This is a genomic window from Streptomyces sp. NPDC029122 (assembly GCF_055569445.1).
Genome location: NZ_JBVHWK010000001.1, coordinates 26219 through 42082 on the forward strand (window position 1 = coordinate 26219; position 15864 = coordinate 42082).

General features: G+C 73.6%; 12 protein-coding genes. 4 read left to right on the top strand and 8 right to left on the bottom strand.

Annotated features, from left to right (window positions below):
* Position 1 precedes the first annotated feature (1 nt).
* The 3 genes from xdhB to ACZ4WZ_RS00170 all read right to left on the bottom strand — a co-directional run bounded on the left by xdhB (position 2) and on the right by ACZ4WZ_RS00170 (position 4525).
* Entirely contained in the window at positions 2-2383 is a 2382-nt protein-coding gene (gene xdhB / locus ACZ4WZ_RS00160) for a xanthine dehydrogenase molybdopterin binding subunit (RefSeq protein ID WP_467883582.1), read from the bottom strand.
* Entirely contained in the window at positions 2380-3843 is a 1464-nt protein-coding gene (locus ACZ4WZ_RS00165) for a xanthine dehydrogenase small subunit (protein WP_467883584.1), read from the bottom strand. Before ACZ4WZ_RS00165 ends, xdhB begins: the two co-directional genes overlap by 4 nt.
* Before the next feature lie 394 nt (positions 3844-4237).
* Entirely contained in the window at positions 4238-4525 is a 288-nt protein-coding gene (locus ACZ4WZ_RS00170; protein ID WP_467883586.1) for a hypothetical protein, read from the bottom strand.
* Between the two features lie 237 nt (positions 4526-4762).
* On the opposite strand from ACZ4WZ_RS00170, the gene ACZ4WZ_RS00175 reads away from it, so the two are divergent.
* Both ACZ4WZ_RS00175 and ACZ4WZ_RS00180 read left to right on the top strand, forming a co-directional pair.
* On the top strand, positions 4763-6193 hold the full coding sequence (locus ACZ4WZ_RS00175; protein ID WP_467883588.1) for an amidohydrolase family protein: 1431 nt from the start codon (positions 4763-4765) through the stop codon (positions 6191-6193).
* A 410-nt stretch (positions 6194-6603) separates the two neighbouring features.
* A complete protein-coding gene (locus ACZ4WZ_RS00180; RefSeq protein ID WP_467883590.1) occupies positions 6604-6840 on the top strand; it encodes a hypothetical protein in 237 nt (78 codons plus the stop codon).
* Between the two features lie 142 nt (positions 6841-6982).
* Here the strand turns inward: ACZ4WZ_RS00180 and ACZ4WZ_RS00185 are convergent, their stop codons facing one another.
* The 3 genes from ACZ4WZ_RS00185 to ACZ4WZ_RS00195 all read right to left on the bottom strand — a co-directional run bounded on the left by ACZ4WZ_RS00185 (position 6983) and on the right by ACZ4WZ_RS00195 (position 10668).
* On the bottom strand, positions 6983-8200 hold the full coding sequence (locus ACZ4WZ_RS00185; protein WP_467883592.1) for an MFS transporter: 1218 nt from the start codon (positions 8198-8200) through the stop codon (positions 6983-6985).
* Between the two features lie 111 nt (positions 8201-8311).
* On the bottom strand, positions 8312-9619 hold the full coding sequence (locus ACZ4WZ_RS00190) for a DegT/DnrJ/EryC1/StrS family aminotransferase (protein WP_467883594.1): 1308 nt from the start codon (positions 9617-9619) through the stop codon (positions 8312-8314).
* Positions 9613-10668, bottom strand: coding sequence for an NAD-dependent epimerase/dehydratase family protein (locus ACZ4WZ_RS00195; RefSeq protein WP_467883596.1), 1056 nt, complete (start codon positions 10666-10668; stop codon positions 9613-9615). Before ACZ4WZ_RS00195 ends, ACZ4WZ_RS00190 begins: the two co-directional genes overlap by 7 nt.
* Before the next feature lie 559 nt (positions 10669-11227).
* Here ACZ4WZ_RS00195 and ACZ4WZ_RS00200 point away from each other — a divergent pair.
* Both ACZ4WZ_RS00200 and ACZ4WZ_RS00205 read left to right on the top strand, forming a co-directional pair.
* A complete protein-coding gene (locus tag ACZ4WZ_RS00200) occupies positions 11228-11614 on the top strand; it encodes a hypothetical protein (protein WP_467883598.1) in 387 nt (128 codons plus the stop codon).
* Between the two features lie 627 nt (positions 11615-12241).
* Positions 12242-13969: a thiamine pyrophosphate-dependent enzyme gene (locus ACZ4WZ_RS00205; RefSeq protein WP_467883600.1), complete on the top strand. Its 1728-nt coding sequence runs from the start codon at positions 12242-12244 to the stop codon at positions 13967-13969.
* A 28-nt stretch (positions 13970-13997) separates the two neighbouring features.
* Here the strand turns inward: ACZ4WZ_RS00205 and ACZ4WZ_RS00210 are convergent, their stop codons facing one another.
* Entirely contained in the window at positions 13998-14801 is an 804-nt protein-coding gene (locus tag ACZ4WZ_RS00210; protein ID WP_467883602.1) for a phosphatase PAP2 family protein, read from the bottom strand.
* Positions 14802-14879: 78 nt separating this feature from the next.
* Positions 14880-15860 carry a YihY/virulence factor BrkB family protein gene (locus tag ACZ4WZ_RS00215; RefSeq protein WP_467883604.1) on the bottom strand — a complete coding sequence of 327 codons (981 nt, stop codon included), beginning with the start codon at positions 15858-15860 and terminating at the stop codon, positions 14880-14882.
* Between the last annotated feature and the right edge of the window lie 4 nt (positions 15861-15864).

Consider the following 15864-nt stretch of genomic DNA (forward strand, 5'->3'; position numbering starts at 1 on the left):
GTCAGACATTGCTCAAGACGCTCGCGTCGGCGGGGGCCCCGCTGCCGCCGGACGCGCCGGCGCCGCGGACCGCTTCGATCGCCCAGTACACCGCCTCCGGTGTCGCCGGGGAGGCGAGTTCCACACTGGCACCGGCGGTCCCGAAGGCCGCGACGGCCTGCCGCAGCGCCTCCCGCACCGAGAAGGCCAGCATCAGCGGGGGCTCGCCCACCGCCTTGGACCCGTAGACGGCGCCCTGCTCGGTGGCGTTCCGCAGCAGCGTGACGTTGAACTCCTCGGGCATCTCCGAGAAGCTCGGCAGCTTGTAGGTGCTCGCGGCCTGGGTCAGCAGCCGGCCGCGGCCCGGCCCGTCACCGGTGTCCCAGCGCATGTCCTCGAGCGTCAGCCAGCCCGCGCCCTGCACGAAACCGCCTTCGACCTGACCGATGTCGATCAGCGGGGACAGGCTGTCGCCGACGTCGTGCACGATGTCCACCCGCCGGACGCGGTACGCGCCGGTGAAGCCGTCCACCTCCACCTCGGCCGCGGCGGCGCCGTGGGAGAAGTACTTGAAGGGCGATCCCCTGAAGGACTTCGGGTCCCAGTGCAGGCCCTCCGTACGGTAGAAACCGGCCGCCGACAGCTGGACGCGCTGGAAGTAGGCGGTGCGCACCAGGTCGTCCCAGGCCAGTTCCCCGTCACTGCCGAGGACGCGTGCGACGCCGTCGACGATGCGCACGTCCGAGGCGTTCGCGCCGAGCTGGGTGGCGGCCACCCGCAGCAGCCGCTCGCGCAGCTGCTCGCAGGCGTTCTTCACCGCCGCGCCGTTGAGGTCCGCGCCGGCGCTGGCCGCGGTGGCGGAGGTGTTGGGCACCTTGTCGGTCCGCGTCGGGGCCAGCCGTACCTTGTGCGGCGGGATGCCCAGGGCGGTCGCGGCCACCTGGATCATCTTGGTGTGCAGGCCCTGGCCCATCTCGGTGCCGCCGTGGTTGATCAGGACCGAGCCGTCCTTGTAGATCAGCACGAGCGCGCCGCCCTGGTTGAAGGCGGTGAGGTTGAACGAGATGCCGAACTTGACGCCGGTGAGCGCGAGTGCCCGCTTGGTGTGCGGGTGCGCGGCGTTGAAGGCCGCGATCTCCCGCCGGCGATCGGCGAGTCGGCCGTTCTCCTTGACCTGCTGCCAGACGGCGGAGATCCGTTCGGGCTGGACGACCTCCTGCCCGTACGGGGTGCACTGGCCCTCCCGGTAGAAGTTCCGCTCCCGCAGCTCGGTCGGATCGAGGCCGAGCAGCGGCGCGCACCGGCCCATGATGTCCTCGATCACCAGCATGCCCTGCGGTCCGCCGAAGCCCCGGAAGGCGGTGTTGGAGACCTTGTTCGTCTTGGCGATGCGGCCGGTGACGCGGGCGTTGGGAATCCAGTAGGTGTTGTCGATGTGGCACAGCGCGCGGGCCACCACCGGCTCGGAGAGGTCCAGGCTCCAGCCGCCGTCCGCCGTCAGGGCGGCGTCCAGGGCCTGGATGCGGCCCTCGGCGTCGAAGCCGATCTTCCACGCGGCGTGGAACCCGTGCCGCTTGCCGGACATGGTCAGGTCCTGGGTGCGGTTGAGCCGCAGCCGCACTGGGCGGCCGGTGAGCACGGCGCCGAGGGCGGCGACGGCCGCGAATCCGTGCGGCTGCATCTCCTTGCCGCCGAAGCCGCCGCCCATCCGCAGGCACTGCACGGTCACTTCGTGGCTGTGCAGGCCGAGTACGTGCGCGACGATCTCCTGCGTCTCCGAGGGGTGCTGGGTGCTGCTCTGGACGAACACCTGCCCCGACTCGTCGACGTGGGCCAGGGCGGCGTGCGTCTCGAGGTAGAAGTGTTCCTGCTCGGAGAACCGGAACTCGCCGGTGAAGACGTGTGTGGAGTCGGCGAAGCCCGCGTCGATGTCGCCGGTCCGCAGCTCGGGCCGGGCGCCGTGGAAGCTTCCGGCCTCGATCGCCTCCTCCAGGGTGACCAGGGAGGGCTGTTCGTCGAGTTCCACCTCCACGGCCGCCGCACCGAGCCGGGCCGCCTCCAGGGTCTCGCCAAGCACCCAGGCGACCGCATGGCCGTGGAACATGACCTCGTCGGGGAAGACCGGTTCGTCGTGCTTCATTCCGGCGTCGTTGACGCCCGGCACGTCGGCGCCGGTCAGAACCCGGACCACGCCGGGCACGGCGAGCGCGGGTCCGGTGCGCAGCGCGGTGATCCGGCCGCGGGCCTTCATCACCTGGACCGGGTGGGCGTGCAGGACGTCCTTGGTGCGGTGGACCAGGTCGTCGGTGTAGAGCGCGGCGCCGGTGACGTGCAGGGCGGCGCTCTCGTGCGCCACGGGGACGCCGACGGCGGGGTGTTCGGGGCGTTCGGACAGTTGACTCATGACGACACCGCCTCGGGGGTCTGTGCGTACAGCTTCAGCAGGCTCTGGCCGAGCATCGCGGAGCGGTATCCGGCGCTCGCCCGGTGATCGTCCATGGGGGTGCCCTGGGCCCGCAACACCCCGGCCGCGGCCTCGACGGTCCCGGCCGTCCACGGCTTGCCCTCCAGCGCCGCCTCGGCGGCGAGGGCGCGGATCGGGGTGGCGGCCACGCCGCCCAGGCCGATGCGCGCCTTGCGGACGGTCCCGTCCTCGATGTCGAGCGCGAAGGCGACCGCCACGCTGGAGATGTCGTCGAAGCGCCGCTTGGCGATCTTGTGGAAGGCCGTGACCGGGGAGAGCGGCAGCGGGACCCGCACCGCGCGGATCAGTTCGCCGGGACGGCGTACGCTCTGCCGGTAGCCGGTGAAGTAGTCGCAGAGGGGGACCTCGCGCTCCCCGTCGGCGTCGGCGAGCACCACCGACGCCTCCAGCGCGAGCAGCACCGGCGGGCTGTCGCCGATGGGCGAGCCGGTGCCCAGGTTGCCGCCGAGGGTGGCGCTGTTGCGGATGAGCCGGGACGCGAACTGCGGGAACAGGTCCGCCAGCAGCGGGACGGTGCCGCCGAGGCGGCGTTCGATCTCGGTGAGCGTCTGCGCCGCACCGATGACGATGGAGTCGGACGTGACCTCCAGCTCCCTCAGTTCCGGGAGCCGGTCCACGGCGACCACGCAAGGCGCCCGGCGGGCGCGGATGTTCACCTCCACGCCCCAGTCGGTGCTTCCCGCGACGACCACCGCGTCGGGCCGCTCGCGCAGCAGCCGCAGCGCCTCGGCGAGGGTGCCCGGCCGCAGGAACGCACTGCCGTCGCGGGTGTACTCGGTGGCGGCCGGTCCGGGCGGGGACTGCTCGCGGCGCCGTGCCAGGGGGTCGTCCTCGGTGGGCGTACCGACGGCGTACGCGGCATCGCGGATCGGGCGGTACCCGGTGCAGCGGCACAGGTTTCCGCTCAGCGAGTGCAGGTCGAAGCCGTTCGGGCCGTGCTCGGGGTCGCCGCCGCCGGCGGGTTCCGCGTGCGCGCAGCGGTCGGGCCGGTAGTACTCGGCGGCCATGCTGCAGACGAACCCCGGGGTGCAGTAACCGCATTGGGAACCGCCGCGGACCGCCATCTCCTCCTGCACCGGGTGCAGGGTGGGCGGCGTGCCGGGCGCGCCCGGGGCGGCGAGGCCTTCGGAGGTGACGACCTCCTGCCCGTCGAGCGCCGCGACCGGGACGAGGCAGGCGTTGACCGCCACCCAGTCGGTGGGCTTGTCCAGCCCGGGGCGGGCCACCAGGACGGAGCAGGCGCCGCATTCGCCCTCGGCGCAGCCCTCCTTGGTGCCGGTGAGGCCGCGCTCGCGCAGGAAGTCCAGCACCGAGGTGTGGGGCGGAGCGGGCTCGATGGGTGTGTCTTTCCCGTTGACCGTGATCCGCGCCGCTACCACGGCACGTCCTCGTTCCGGTGCACGGTGGATCTGATCGTCCTAGTCGCCATTTCAGGAGCCTTCTGTTTCGGTGGCGCGGCCGGAGAACCCGGAGAGCGCACATCAGCACGCGACGGCGTGCCTCAGGCGGTGACAGAGAATCGAAAAAGGAACCGGGGCCGCAATCGGGCACGCCGGAGAGGGGCTGTTCAGCAGCCGTGTGCGACGCGGCCCGGAGCCCAGGCGACCTGGTGAGCGAGGCGAAGCAGTGCGGAGATGGTCGACATCCGACGTCGCCTCCTTCCGTCAACTCACGAGCCGGTCCGCCAGAAGCTACGTGGCGGCGGGTCCATCGGTCAAGCCACCGCGCACCGGCCACGAGCAGGCCCTTCCCGGTTTCCCGGCCGGCCGTGGGTCAGGTCCGCGGGGGGCCGGGGTCGTCGGCCAGTTGGGCGATCCAGCCGTAAGGGAGCTCCTCGCCGTCGACGGTGACGGCCTCCACGGCCCGGCTCGCGGGGTCGATCTCGGCCTGCACCCCCTCCCCCGCGTAGCGCGGGTAACCGGAGACGCCGATGGCGCCGGTGGCTTCGACCCGGGCGGTGCGCAGGACCGCGTCGTGGCCCTTGGCGTCCTGGCCGCCGGGCGGGCCGGGACGCAGGACGACGGTGTACCGGCCGGGGGCGGGGTGGGCGGCGGGAGTCATGGGGTCAGGCTAGTGACCGGGGGCGCCGCCCGCTCAGAGGCGCGGCGTCGGGTCCCCGGTCTGCGCCTCGACGGCGAGCGAAACCCCACTCGGAGCGGAAAAAGTTTTCCACCGGACGTCTATCGAATGGCCGTTCGCTGGGAATGCTGCGTGTGATCTCCCGCCCCGGTACGACGCCCCGTCCCGGCGTCCCCACCGGGCGGCCTTCCGTTCTGAGCTCTCGGGAGGTAACACGCCATGCAGTCAGCCCCCACGACGCCGCCGGCCCCCAGCCGCCGCGATGTCCTCGCCGGTCTCGGCCTGGCCGCCGCCACCCCGCTCGTCCTCGGCGCCACCCCCCGCCCCGCCCCGCACGACCTGCCCTCCGGCCCGGCCGTCCCGGGCGGCCGGACGGTCCTGCTCCGCGGGGCGTCCCTCGTGCTCACCATGGACCCCGCCCTCGGCAGCGGTCCCCTCGGCGCCGTGGAGAACGCCGACGTCCTGGTGCTCGACGGAGCCGTCGCCGCCATCGGCGCGGCGCTGCGTACGCCGCCCGGCGCCCGGGTGGTGGAGGCCTCAGGCAAGCTGGTCATGCCCGGCTTCGTCGACACCCACAACCACCTGTGGCAGGCCGCGATCCGGGGCGGCTGCACCGACCGGGACCTGTTCGGCTGGTTCCGGGGGTGTACCGACCCCCAGCGCGGCCGCCTGACGCCCGCGGACGTCCACAGCATCGTGCGGCTCGCCGCCCTCGACGCCGTCCAGTCGGGCGTGACGACGCTGGTGGACTGGGTGGACATCTTCTCGTACGACCTCGTCGAGAGCTATGTACGGGCCCTGGCCGGCACCGGACTGAGGTTCACGTACGCCATGTTCCCGCCGGCGCCCGACGCGGTGCTGGTCAGGAAGGTGAAGAGGGAACTCGTCGACCCGGCGCCCCTCGGTTCCTTCCAGGTCGCCACCCACGCGGCGCGGGCCGTCGAGTCCCACAACCGTGCCCACTGGGAGGCCGCCCAGGACCTCGGGGTCATGCTCAACTCCCATGTCCTGGAACGCCCCGAGCAGCGGGCCGACGACCCGATCGGGGTGCTCGCCGGCATCGGCGCGCTGGGTCCGCGGCTCCTGATCAACCACGCGGTCCACCTGACGGACGCGGAGATCGCCGCCGTCGCCGAGCACGACGTACGGGTGGCCCACTGCCCGCTCAGCAACATGCGGCTGGCCTCCGGCATCATGCGGCTGTCCGACCTCGGACAACGGGGCGTCAAGGTGGGGCTGGGCCTGGACGGCGGAACCAACGACACCTCGGACTTCCACGCGCTGATGAAGACGGCCATCGGCCTGCAGCGCGCCCGTACCACCCGGGCCGGGGTCTTCCCTCAGGTGCACGACGCCCTGCGGATGGCCACGCTGGGTGGCGCGGAGGTCCTCGGGCTCTCGGACCGGGTGGGGTCCCTGACCCCCGGCAAGCGGGCCGACCTCGTGGTCATCGACCCGGCGGCGCTGAACTTCGCACCGCGCTTCGACTGGGTCGGGCAGATCGTCTTCAACGGGCGGCCCGAGAACGTCGACGCCGTGTTCGTGGACGGGCGGGCGCTGAAACTCGGCGGCCGGCTGGTCGGCATCGACACGGAGCGCGTCGTACGGGAGGCCGAGGCGGCCGCCACCCGCCTGCGCGCCGCCGCGTAGGGCGGGCGCGGCGCCGGGGCGTCTTCGCGGCCACGGCGGCGTCCCGGCACCGCCCGACGGCCCCTCGGACGGGGGGAGATGGTGGGACGCCACTGGTCGCGCACCCGATGGAAGCGGTGGCTCCGCGACTCTCGACGCGCCGGTTCCCGAAATGACGGCGCGCGGGGAGGTGACTAGCATGGGCAGAAGAGGGCCGCCACCGGGTGAACAGACCTTTCACCTGCGGTGATGCACACGGCCTTGAGAACGTGCCATCCACCCCTTGGTCCGCGGTCCGAACAGCCGCGTTGACGGCGGATGCACCTCCACACGTCCCATCCGGTAGGGCCGGAGCTCCGCGCTGGAGCCGGAAGGAGGCCGAAACCGTTTCGCGCCGCGTGCGCGGCGCAGTTCGAGAAGGGTTTTGAACCATGCAGGCACTGAGAGTGAAGCGGCTCTTCGCGGCGTCCGCGATCGGAGTCCTGATGGCCGGCGGCGCCGCCCTCGGCGCGGCGGGCACGGCCTCCGCGGCGGCGCCCACCCACTCGGTCACCTATGTCGCCGGTGGCGGCGGATGGGACGACGACCACGGCCACGGCCACGGTTACGGCCACGGCGGGTACGACCACGATGACGACTGGGGCGGAGGGCACCACGGCGGCTGCTGACGGCTGACCATCCCGCAGGCTGTGCGGACCGCCGAGTTGACGGTCCGTGCAGTGCCGTGTCCACGGCCGCCGGCGCGTCGGCCGCGCCCCGTTCACTGGCCGTGCTCCCCCGGATTGCCGGGGCGGCAGGGCTCCGGCCGTGTCAGGGGCGGCGCAGGCGGGGGGCCAGGACCGCCATCGCCGTCATCAGAGCCGGCAGCACCAGCATCGCCCACCGCAGGCTCGTCGCCTCCGCGAGGGCGCCGATGACCGGAGGTCCCGCGAGGAAGCCGACGTAGCCCACCGCCGAGACGGCGGCGATGGAGGAGCCGGCGCGCTCCGGCCGCAGGCCGGCCGCGTGGGCGAAGACGAGGGGGATGACCGCGGCCATGCCGAGGCCCAGCAGGGTGTAGCCGATGAAACCGGCCGTCGTCGTCGCGCTGATGATCGGGATGAGGGCCCCGGCGCCCGCCACCACGGCGCAGACGAGCGTGAAACGGACCGTTCCGAGACGGGCGCGCAGCCGGTCGGCGGTGAGGCGGCCGATGACCATGCCCGCCGAGAAGACGGCGTACCCCAGGCCCGCCGCGCCCGGTGAGGCGCCGGTCTCCTCCTTCAGGTACACCGCCCCCCAGTCGTTGACCACCCCCTCCCCCATCAGCGCGCAGAACGCGACGAGGCCGGGGATCCACAGGCCCGGGCCGGGTAGGGCCAGCAGGGGGCCCGCCGGGGAAGGACCGTCGGCCGACCGTGGTTCGGGGGCCAGCGCGGTGGCCGCCGCCCCCGCCACCACCAGCAGGACGAGGGCCGTCACCGTGAAGTGCGCCCGGATGCCGATGCCGGCGGACGCCGCCAGGCCGCCCGCCGTGGCGCCGGTGATGCCGCCGAGGCTGAACATGGCGTGGAAGCCGCCGAGGACGGGGCGGCCGTAGGCGCGTTCGACGAGGACGCCCTGGGTGTTCATCGCGACGTCGACGGCCGTGTTGCCGCACGCGAACACGGCCAGCGCGGCGGTCAGTACCGCGAGGTCCGGGACGAGGGGCAGGCTCGCCAGGGCGCCCAGGTAGGCGGCCATGCCGACGCACAGGACCTTGCGGCTGCCGAACCTGGCCACCAGGCCGCCGACCAGCGGAAGCCCGACGAAGGCCCCGCCGCTCAGGCCGACGAGGGCCACGGCCAGTTCCCCGGCGGACAGGTCCAGCCGGCCCTGGACGGCCGGTACCCGGGCCGCCCAGGTGGCGAAGGCGGCTCCGGTGACGAAGAAGACCGCGCAGACGGCCAGCCGCATCGTCCGCGGGCGCCGGCCACCGTCACGGCCGGGGCCGCGTTCCCGGGCGGAGCGCACCGCACGTCCGCCCACGGTCTCGGACTCGTCGTGCATCTGCGTCCGTCCCCTTGTCCTTCGTGCCCGGGCCGTGCCGGGTTGTCCTTCGTGCCCGGGCGGTGCCGGGCCGGTCCCCGCGCCCCGGCGGGAGGACCGGCCGTCCGCCTGTCATCGCGCCGAGTCGGCCGTCCGCCGGGTCAGGGCGACCAACGCCTCCCGTTCCTCGACAAGGACCTTGTACAGGACTTCGGCGTAGCGGCGCATCGTCGTCACGTCGTTGGGCGGGCCGAAAGAGCTGAAGCTCTGCCCCAGCACCAGGCGGCGCAGGCAGACCTCCTCGCTCACGGGGTACTGCGCCGGGTCGTAGTGGTGCCCGGGGCGGGCGTGTCCGCAGCTCCAGGGGCAGCCGCGGCCGTATCCGCGCAGCTCCTGGAAGAGGGTCTGCCCGGGCACCGGCTGCGGCTGCCAGCGCATGATGTGCAGGCCTTCGGCGTTGACCGCCCGGGCGAGCGCGTCACGGAAGGCGGCGACGGGAAGGCCGTCGAGTCCGAGTTCCTCCGGCATGACGAGCAGCGGGTAGAAGAAGTAGACGTGCGTGCGGTCCTCGGGCACGACCGGCGTGCGGATGCCGGGGACGCCGGCGAGGGCCTGGGTGAGCGCGGCGCCGTTGGCCTGCCGGACGAGGGACATCTCGGACAGGCGGGTCAGCTGGGAGCGGGCGAACGCGGCGGCGAGGACGTCGATGCGGTAGTTCCAGCCCATGATGCGGGCGTTGTAGTCGCGGCTCTGTCCCGGGAGTTCCTCCCCGAACATCAGCACCCGCCGGGCCAGCCGGTGCTGTTCCTCGTCGCGGGTCGCGAACAGACCGCCCTCGCCGAGGGCGGAGAGGGTCTTGGACCCGTTGAGGCTGGCACCGCTCAGTGCGCCGAGGGACCCGACCGGGCGGCCCCGGTAGCTCGCGCCGTGGGCCTGGGAGGCGTCCTCGATGAGGACGAGGCCGTGCCGGTCCGCGATCGTCCGCAGGGCGTCGTAGTCGGCGGGCAGGCCGTTGAGGTCCACGGCGACGATGGCGCGGGTTCGGTCGGTGATCCGTTCCTCGATCCGGGCCGGGTCGATGTTGAACGTCGCGACGTCGGTGTCCACGAACACCGGGATCGCGTTGGCCTGGAGTACGCAGGAGGCCGAGGCCAGGAAGGTGTCGGCCGGTACCAGTACCTCGTCGCCCGGTTCCACGCCGGCGGCGGCGATCGCCATGTGCAGGGCCGCCGTACCGGAGTTGGCGGCGAGGACGTGGGGCATGCCGGTGAACTCCGCCCAGGCTCCCTCCAGATCGCTCACCGTGCGCATGGGCCAGTGCCAGGGCGTCGCCTGGTCCAGCGCGTCGAGGACGGCCTTGCGGTCGGCGTCGGTGATGTACGGCCAGGGAGCGGCCTCGTCCCCGGAGAGCAGCGGGGTACCCCCGTCGACGGCTAGCACGTCCTGGCCTCCTCACCGGCCCCGACGGCGGCGGTCAGCGTCATCCTCCGGCGGGCCGGGGGCTCCCGTCGGAACACCGCCCGGGCGGAGGGGATCTCGGGGAAGGGGCCGAGCAGGTCGGCCAGCCCGGTCAGCCCCTCGGCCAGGGTGACGCGCGGGGCGAAGCCCAGCCCTCGCAGACGGGTGACGTCGGCGAGGAGGGTGAAGCTGTCCGCGAGGCTGGAGGTGTCGGCGTCCAGCAGCGCCGGGCGGCCGGTGGCCGTCCCCACCGCCTCGGCCAGCTCGCGCATCGAGACGGCGGTGCCGGTGCCCAGGTTGTAGGTCTCGCCGTCGGTGCCGCGGCCGGCCAGGGTCATCATGGCCCGGCACAGGTCCTCGACGTGGATGAAGTCGCGGCGCTTGCGGTCGATGTCGCCGACCACCGGGATGGGCTGTTCGTTGAGGTGCCAGCGCAGGAACTGCGAGACCTCGCCGCCGGCCCGGCGCGGATCCTCGCCGGGGCCGTAGACGACGAAGGACCGGCCGATGACGACGGGCAGTCCGGCCGTCGCGTGCAGGCTGCGCAGCGTCAGTTCGCCGGAGAGCTTCGAGGCGCCGTACGGCAGGAAGGGCTGGGTGGGGTGGTCCTCACGGATCGGGCTGTGGCGCGGGGTGCCGTAGACGATGGCGGAGGAGAGGTAGACGAGGCGGCGCACGCCCAGTTCCAGGCAGGCGTTGCCGACGTTGCAGGTCCCGAGGGCGTTCAGATGGAAGTCGTGGCGGGGATGGGCCACCGACTCGGTGCCGCTGGCGTTGCCGGCCAGGTGGAAGACGGCGTCGGCGTTCTGCAGCGCCAATAAGGTCTCCCCGTAATCGCGCAGGTCGGCGCGGACGTAGGAGACGCCGGGCAGGGCCGCGAGCTCGGGGGGGAGGGGGGCGTGGTCGACGACGGTGACCTTCTGGGAGAGAAGGCTGAGGGCCGTGACGAGGTGCCGGCCGACGAAACCGGCTCCACCGGTGACGGCTACGTTCTCGTAAGGGGTTTCGGGCAGGTCGGGGCCGTGGTGCACGATCACTCCATTCCAGATTCAGGGCGAGGGGGGAGGCAGGCGCGGGCGGACACTGACCGGTGGTCACCCGGGGCGCACACGCCTGCCGCCGCGCCCCTGGCGGTGCGCTCGAAACGGGGGTGCTGTTCAACCCTGGTCCGGACTCGCAATGCCGCTCACGCACCTGATCGGTTACGGCTCAACCAGTTCACCACGCCTCCTCCCCGTCGGCGCAAGGGGTCCCGGGGAGAGTGGCCGAGACTGCCTCCCGGCCGGTCGCGCGGCGTTCGGGGGAACGGAGCTGCTGCTCCGCCCCGGAGATCGAGCGGGGGCGGAGCCGTCCGCCCGAACCGGAAGGGCGACGGGCGGCCGCGCGCGGCAGGGCCGGGATGGCCGGTTCGGCGGGCTTGACCTTTGGTCCACGACAGGATCTTTCCGCCCGAACACCACGGGGGCGGACGAGCCGGACGCCACGAGGGGCCCGGCCGGGCTCCGCAGGGGCCCGTACCGGTTCCCGGTGCGCCGGGTGAACTCCCGGAGGACCGCGTTTACCGAACACGGATCCGGCTACACGCGCTGTATGACCGCATCAGAGAAGTCCGACAACACCAAGTCGACGAGCAACGGTTCCCGTTCGTCCTCCAACGGCACCACCACACGGCGCCGGGCCACCAGCGCCGCCCGGGCAGGGAGCCGTTCCGGGGCGGAAGCGAAGGAATCCGTGGCAGGCACCCTGACGGCCCTGCCCGCCCCCCTGGCGGAGAGGACCCAGGCGGCCGCGCAGGCGGTACGGGGCACCCTCGGCAGCGCCGGACGGGCATGGACGGCGATCAGGAACCGCAAGGGCCTCGCCGCCGCGGCGGCGGGAGGCACGGCGGCCGTGATCACCAGCACGTACGCGATGGGGCGCCGGGCCGGACTGCGCCGGCGCGGGCCGCTCTCCCGGCTCACCGGTGGCCGCATCTGAATGCGGCCACCGGCCGGAGGCGCGCACGCCTCCGGCGCGGGCGTCCCGGTCGTTCGGGGCGTCCACCGCCCGCTGGGTGGTGGACGCCCCGAACGCGCGGATGCCGTGCGGGCAGGAGCGCGGATGCGATGACGAGGCCATAGGTGCTGACGTTCGCACCGCCGGACACTCCGGCAGGCGCCGCGCCCGCCGCCATGGGGCAGGATCGGCGCCCCCCTGCACCCGCCCCTTCGACAACGTGCCGGCCATGAGCCCCGGCTCGCTGTCGGCCCCGGCCGTCACGGCCCTGGACACCGGCGCCCGGCTCGGCGGCTCCGCGCACGGCGCGGGCGAGGGCGGTCCTTCCGAGTACCACCTGCGCCCGGGCGGCGACCCGGTCCGGGCGACCGGCACGGGCCGCCCGCTCACGCACCGCGTCGGCCCCACACCGTCCGCTCCGCCGCGCGGCTCCACGAGCGGCTCGCCCGCGGCGGCTCCTCGACGACGCGCCCCGCCCCCTGGTCGCGGGAGTGCGCCGCAGCGGGCCCCGAGCGGCTGCCCCCGGACCGTACGCCCCCGCCACGGCCGGCGCCCCCGCCCGAGCCCCGCCCCCACGACACCGGCTTCCACGACCGACAGGACTGCCCCGTGACACGTACCGTTGCCCGCGTCATCGTCGACGCCCTCAAGGAACTCGACGTCCACCACGTCTTCGGCGTCGTCGGAGACGCCCTCAACCCCCTGACCGACGCCATCCGCACCACCGAGGGCGTGGACTGGGTGGGCTGTCGCCACGAAGAGGCGGCGGCCTTCGCGGCCGGCGCGCAGGCCCAGCTGTCGGGCCGGCTCGGCGTGTGCATGGGCACCGTCGGCCCGGGCTCCGTCCACCTGCTCAACGGGCTTTACGACGCCGCCAAGAGCCACGCCCCCGTCCTGGCCGTCTGCGGTCAGGTCCCCCTCGCGGACATGGGCACCGACTACTTCCAGGAAGTCGACAACGATCACCTGTTCCGGGACGTCGCCGTCTACCGGGCGACCGTGACCTCGCCCGGACAGATGCCCCGGATGCTGGAATCCGCGGTCCGCGCGGCGATCAGCCAGGGCGGAGTGGCGGTGCTGACCGTCCCCGGCGACCTCGGCGACCAGGAGGTCGAGGACGACAGGCCCGTGCGCTTCGCCCTGGACCGCCCGGTGACCCGGCCCGACGACCCCGCGCTCGCCGAAGCCGCGCAGCTCGTCAACGCCGGCTCCAGGACCACCCTGCTGGTCGGCCGTGGGGCGAGGGTGGCCCGCGAGGAGGTGCTGCGCCTGGCCGAACTGCTCAACGCCCCCATGGTGCTCACCCTGAAGGCCAAGGAGGGCTTCGAGCACGACAACCCGTACCAGGTGGGCCAGACCGGGCTGATCGGCAACCCAGCCGCCTCCCACGCCCTCGACCAGTGCGACACCCTGGTCATGCTCGGCACCGACTTCCCCTACCGCGACTGGTACCCCGACGGCTGCAAGGTCGTCCAGATCGACACCCGCGGCGAACACCTCGGCCGGCGGGTGCCGGTGGACGCCGGGCTGGCGGGCGACGTCGGCGCCACCCTGCGCGCCCTGCTCCCCCAGCTGAAGGCGTCGTCCGACCGCTCCCACCTCGACGGCTCGCGCTCCCGCTTCGAGTCCTGGAGCGAGGACCAGCACAAGCTCGCCGACCCCCGCCACGACCGCCGCTGGCGGGGCAGGCTGCGCGCCCTGGTGGACAACCGGGACCACGACGTCCGTCCCGAGGCGCTGGCCGCGGCCGTGGACCGGTACGCCGACGACGACGCGGTCTTCACCTCCGACACGGGCATGGCCACCGTCTGGCTCTCCCGGTTCGTCACCATGCGCGGGACGCGGCGGCTGCTCGGCTCGTACGACCTCGGCTCGATGGCGAACGCGATGCCGCAGGCGCTGGGCGCCCAGCTGTGGGCGCCGGAACGTCAGGTGGTCGCGTTCTGCGGGGACGGCGGCCTGAGCATGCTGCTCGGCGACCTGATGACGATCAAGACGTACCGGCTTCCGGTCAAGCTCGTCCTCTTCGACAACCGGCGCCTGGGCATGGTCAAACTCGAGCAGGAGCAGGCGGGGCTGCCCGAGTTCGGCACCGAGCTCGACAATCCAGACTTCGCGGCCGTCGCCACCGCCCTCGGCCTGACCGGCATCCGGGTCACGGACCCGTCGGAACTGGACGACGCCGTGCGCCGGGCGTTCGACACGCCCGGACCGGTCCTCCTCGACGTGCTGACCAACCCCCGGGAGATCGCCGTACCGGGCAAGCCCACCGTGAGCCAGGGCTGGGGCTTCGCCATCGCCAAGGTCAAGGAGACCCTCACCAGCGACGGGGCCTGACGGCCCTCCCCACGCCGCCGGCGGGCGGTCACGGACGTTCCGGGGCCCCCGCCGGCGGCTCGGGGTGCTCGGAGCGGATCTCCGGCTCCAGCCCCTCCGCGGGAGTGGTGCGGCGCCGCCCGACGTCCGCCCGCCAGGCCTCGAAGGCCACGGCCGTCGCCGTGACCACCGCCAGCCCGAGCAGCCAGCCCCCCACCACGTCACTCACCCAGTGCACCCCGAGCGCCACCCGCGTGGCGCCCACTCCCCCGACGGAGACCGCCGCGAGCGCCCACGCCAGCGGACGCCGGCGCCGGGGGACCAGCGGCAGCAGGACCAGCAGCAGGACCGCGCAGGAGGTGGTGGCCGTCATGGCGTGCCCGGAGGGGAAGGAGAACCCGTGCGCGTGGGAGACCGGTTCGGGCAGGTGGGGCCGGGCCCGCGCGACCACGATCTTCACCAGCAGGCCGAGCAGGCCTCCGGCCGTCGCGGTGACGGCCGCCCACAGCGCCAGCCGTACCGCGCCGCGTACGAGGAGCCACACCACCAGCGCCGCCACGAGCAGCCGCATGGTCACCGGATCCCACACCACGTCGCTCAAGACGCGCAGCACCCGCACCCAGGCGGGATGCCGGAGCGCCGCCGCGTGCAGCCACTGGGCCGCTCCCTGGTCCAGCCGCCACAGCGGCGCCCATCGCGACTCGACGAGGACCAGCGCGAGCGCGAAGGGAACGGACACGAGGGCGGTCGCGGCCACCGTCGCCACCAGCCGCGCCCCGAACCGGGCGTCGGGGCCCCAGCGGCCGGTGACGAGCCGGGCGAGCGCGCGGCGCGGGGCTGAGGGTCGTGCCATGGTCGTGGTGCTTCCTTTCGGGAGTGTTCCGCCGCGTCCCGGGGGCCGCCCCTTCCGGACTGTCCGGGCGCGGCCCGTTCAGACGCCGGGATCGTCCGTGACCGGTTCCGTCACCCCCGCCCGTACGGCCTCCAGCTGGGCGGCGAAGGCCAGCCCGAGGAAGAGGGCCATCGAGGTCAGGTAGGACCACAGCAGCAGGGACACGAACGCGCTGAGGGGCCCGTACACGGTGGTGAAGGAGCCGCCGGCGCCGACGTACAGGCTCAGCCCCCACGTCGCCAGCAGCCACAGCGCCAGGTACACCGTCGCGCCGAAGGCCAGCCAGGTGTAGCCGGGCTGGGTGCGGCGGGGAGAGAGGCGGAAGACGGCGCTGGTGGCGAGGACGGCGAGCAGTACGCCCACGGGCCAGCGCAGCAGGTCCCACGCGCGGACGGCGCCCGGGCCGAGGTGGTACACCGCGGCCACGGCGCGGCTCAGGTGGGCGCCGAGGACGGTCACCGCGAAGCTGAGCCCGAGGGGCAGGCCGGCCAGCACGGACATGACGAGCCCGCGGGCGTACTTGGAGAGGAACGGCCGGTCCCGTTCCGTTCCGTAGATGCGGTTGGCGCCCCGCTCCACCTGGCACAGGGCGGTGGTCACGTTCACGACGGAGAAGGCCAGACCGAGCCAGAGCGCGATCTGGCTCCCGTCCCCGGACCGGTGGCGGCTCTGGGCCAGGGCGTCGTCCACCACTTCCTGGCTGGGCCCGCTCGCCAGCCGGCGGATGGTCAGTTCCGCGATGCGGCCGATGTCCTCGGTGTGCAGCGCACCCGACAGCCCGATGACGGCGATGGCCAGCGGGACGAGAGCCAGTACCGTCTGCAGGGCCAGGGCCCTGGAGTGGCTGAAGCCGTCGGCGTACCGGAAGCGGACGAAGGAGTCCCGTACGAGGCTCCAGCCCCCGTAGCGCCGCAGGGCGGCCAGCGCCTCCTCGGCGGACAGTTCCTCGCCCTCCATCTCCAGCCCGGCGGTGGCCGCCGCCACTTCCTCGCGCTGCGGTACCCGCGTCGCGGTTCCCACGGCC

Coding starts and splice junctions, on each gene's coding strand:
- xdhB (WP_467883582.1), bottom strand. CDS start 2,383: ATGAGTCAACTGTCCGAACGCCCCGAACACCCCGCCGTCGGCGTCCCC.
- ACZ4WZ_RS00170 (WP_467883586.1), bottom strand. CDS start 4,525: ATGACTCCCGCCGCCCACCCCGCCCCCGGCCGGTACACCGTCGTCCTG.
- ACZ4WZ_RS00175 (WP_467883588.1), top strand. CDS start 4,763: ATGCAGTCAGCCCCCACGACGCCGCCGGCCCCCAGCCGCCGCGATGTC.
- ACZ4WZ_RS00180 (WP_467883590.1), top strand. CDS start 6,604: ATGCAGGCACTGAGAGTGAAGCGGCTCTTCGCGGCGTCCGCGATCGGA.
- ACZ4WZ_RS00185 (WP_467883592.1), bottom strand. CDS start 8,200: ATGCACGACGAGTCCGAGACCGTGGGCGGACGTGCGGTGCGCTCCGCC.
- ACZ4WZ_RS00200 (WP_467883598.1), top strand. CDS start 11,228: ATGACCGCATCAGAGAAGTCCGACAACACCAAGTCGACGAGCAACGGT.
- ACZ4WZ_RS00210 (WP_467883602.1), bottom strand. CDS start 14,801: ATGGCACGACCCTCAGCCCCGCGCCGCGCGCTCGCCCGGCTCGTCACC.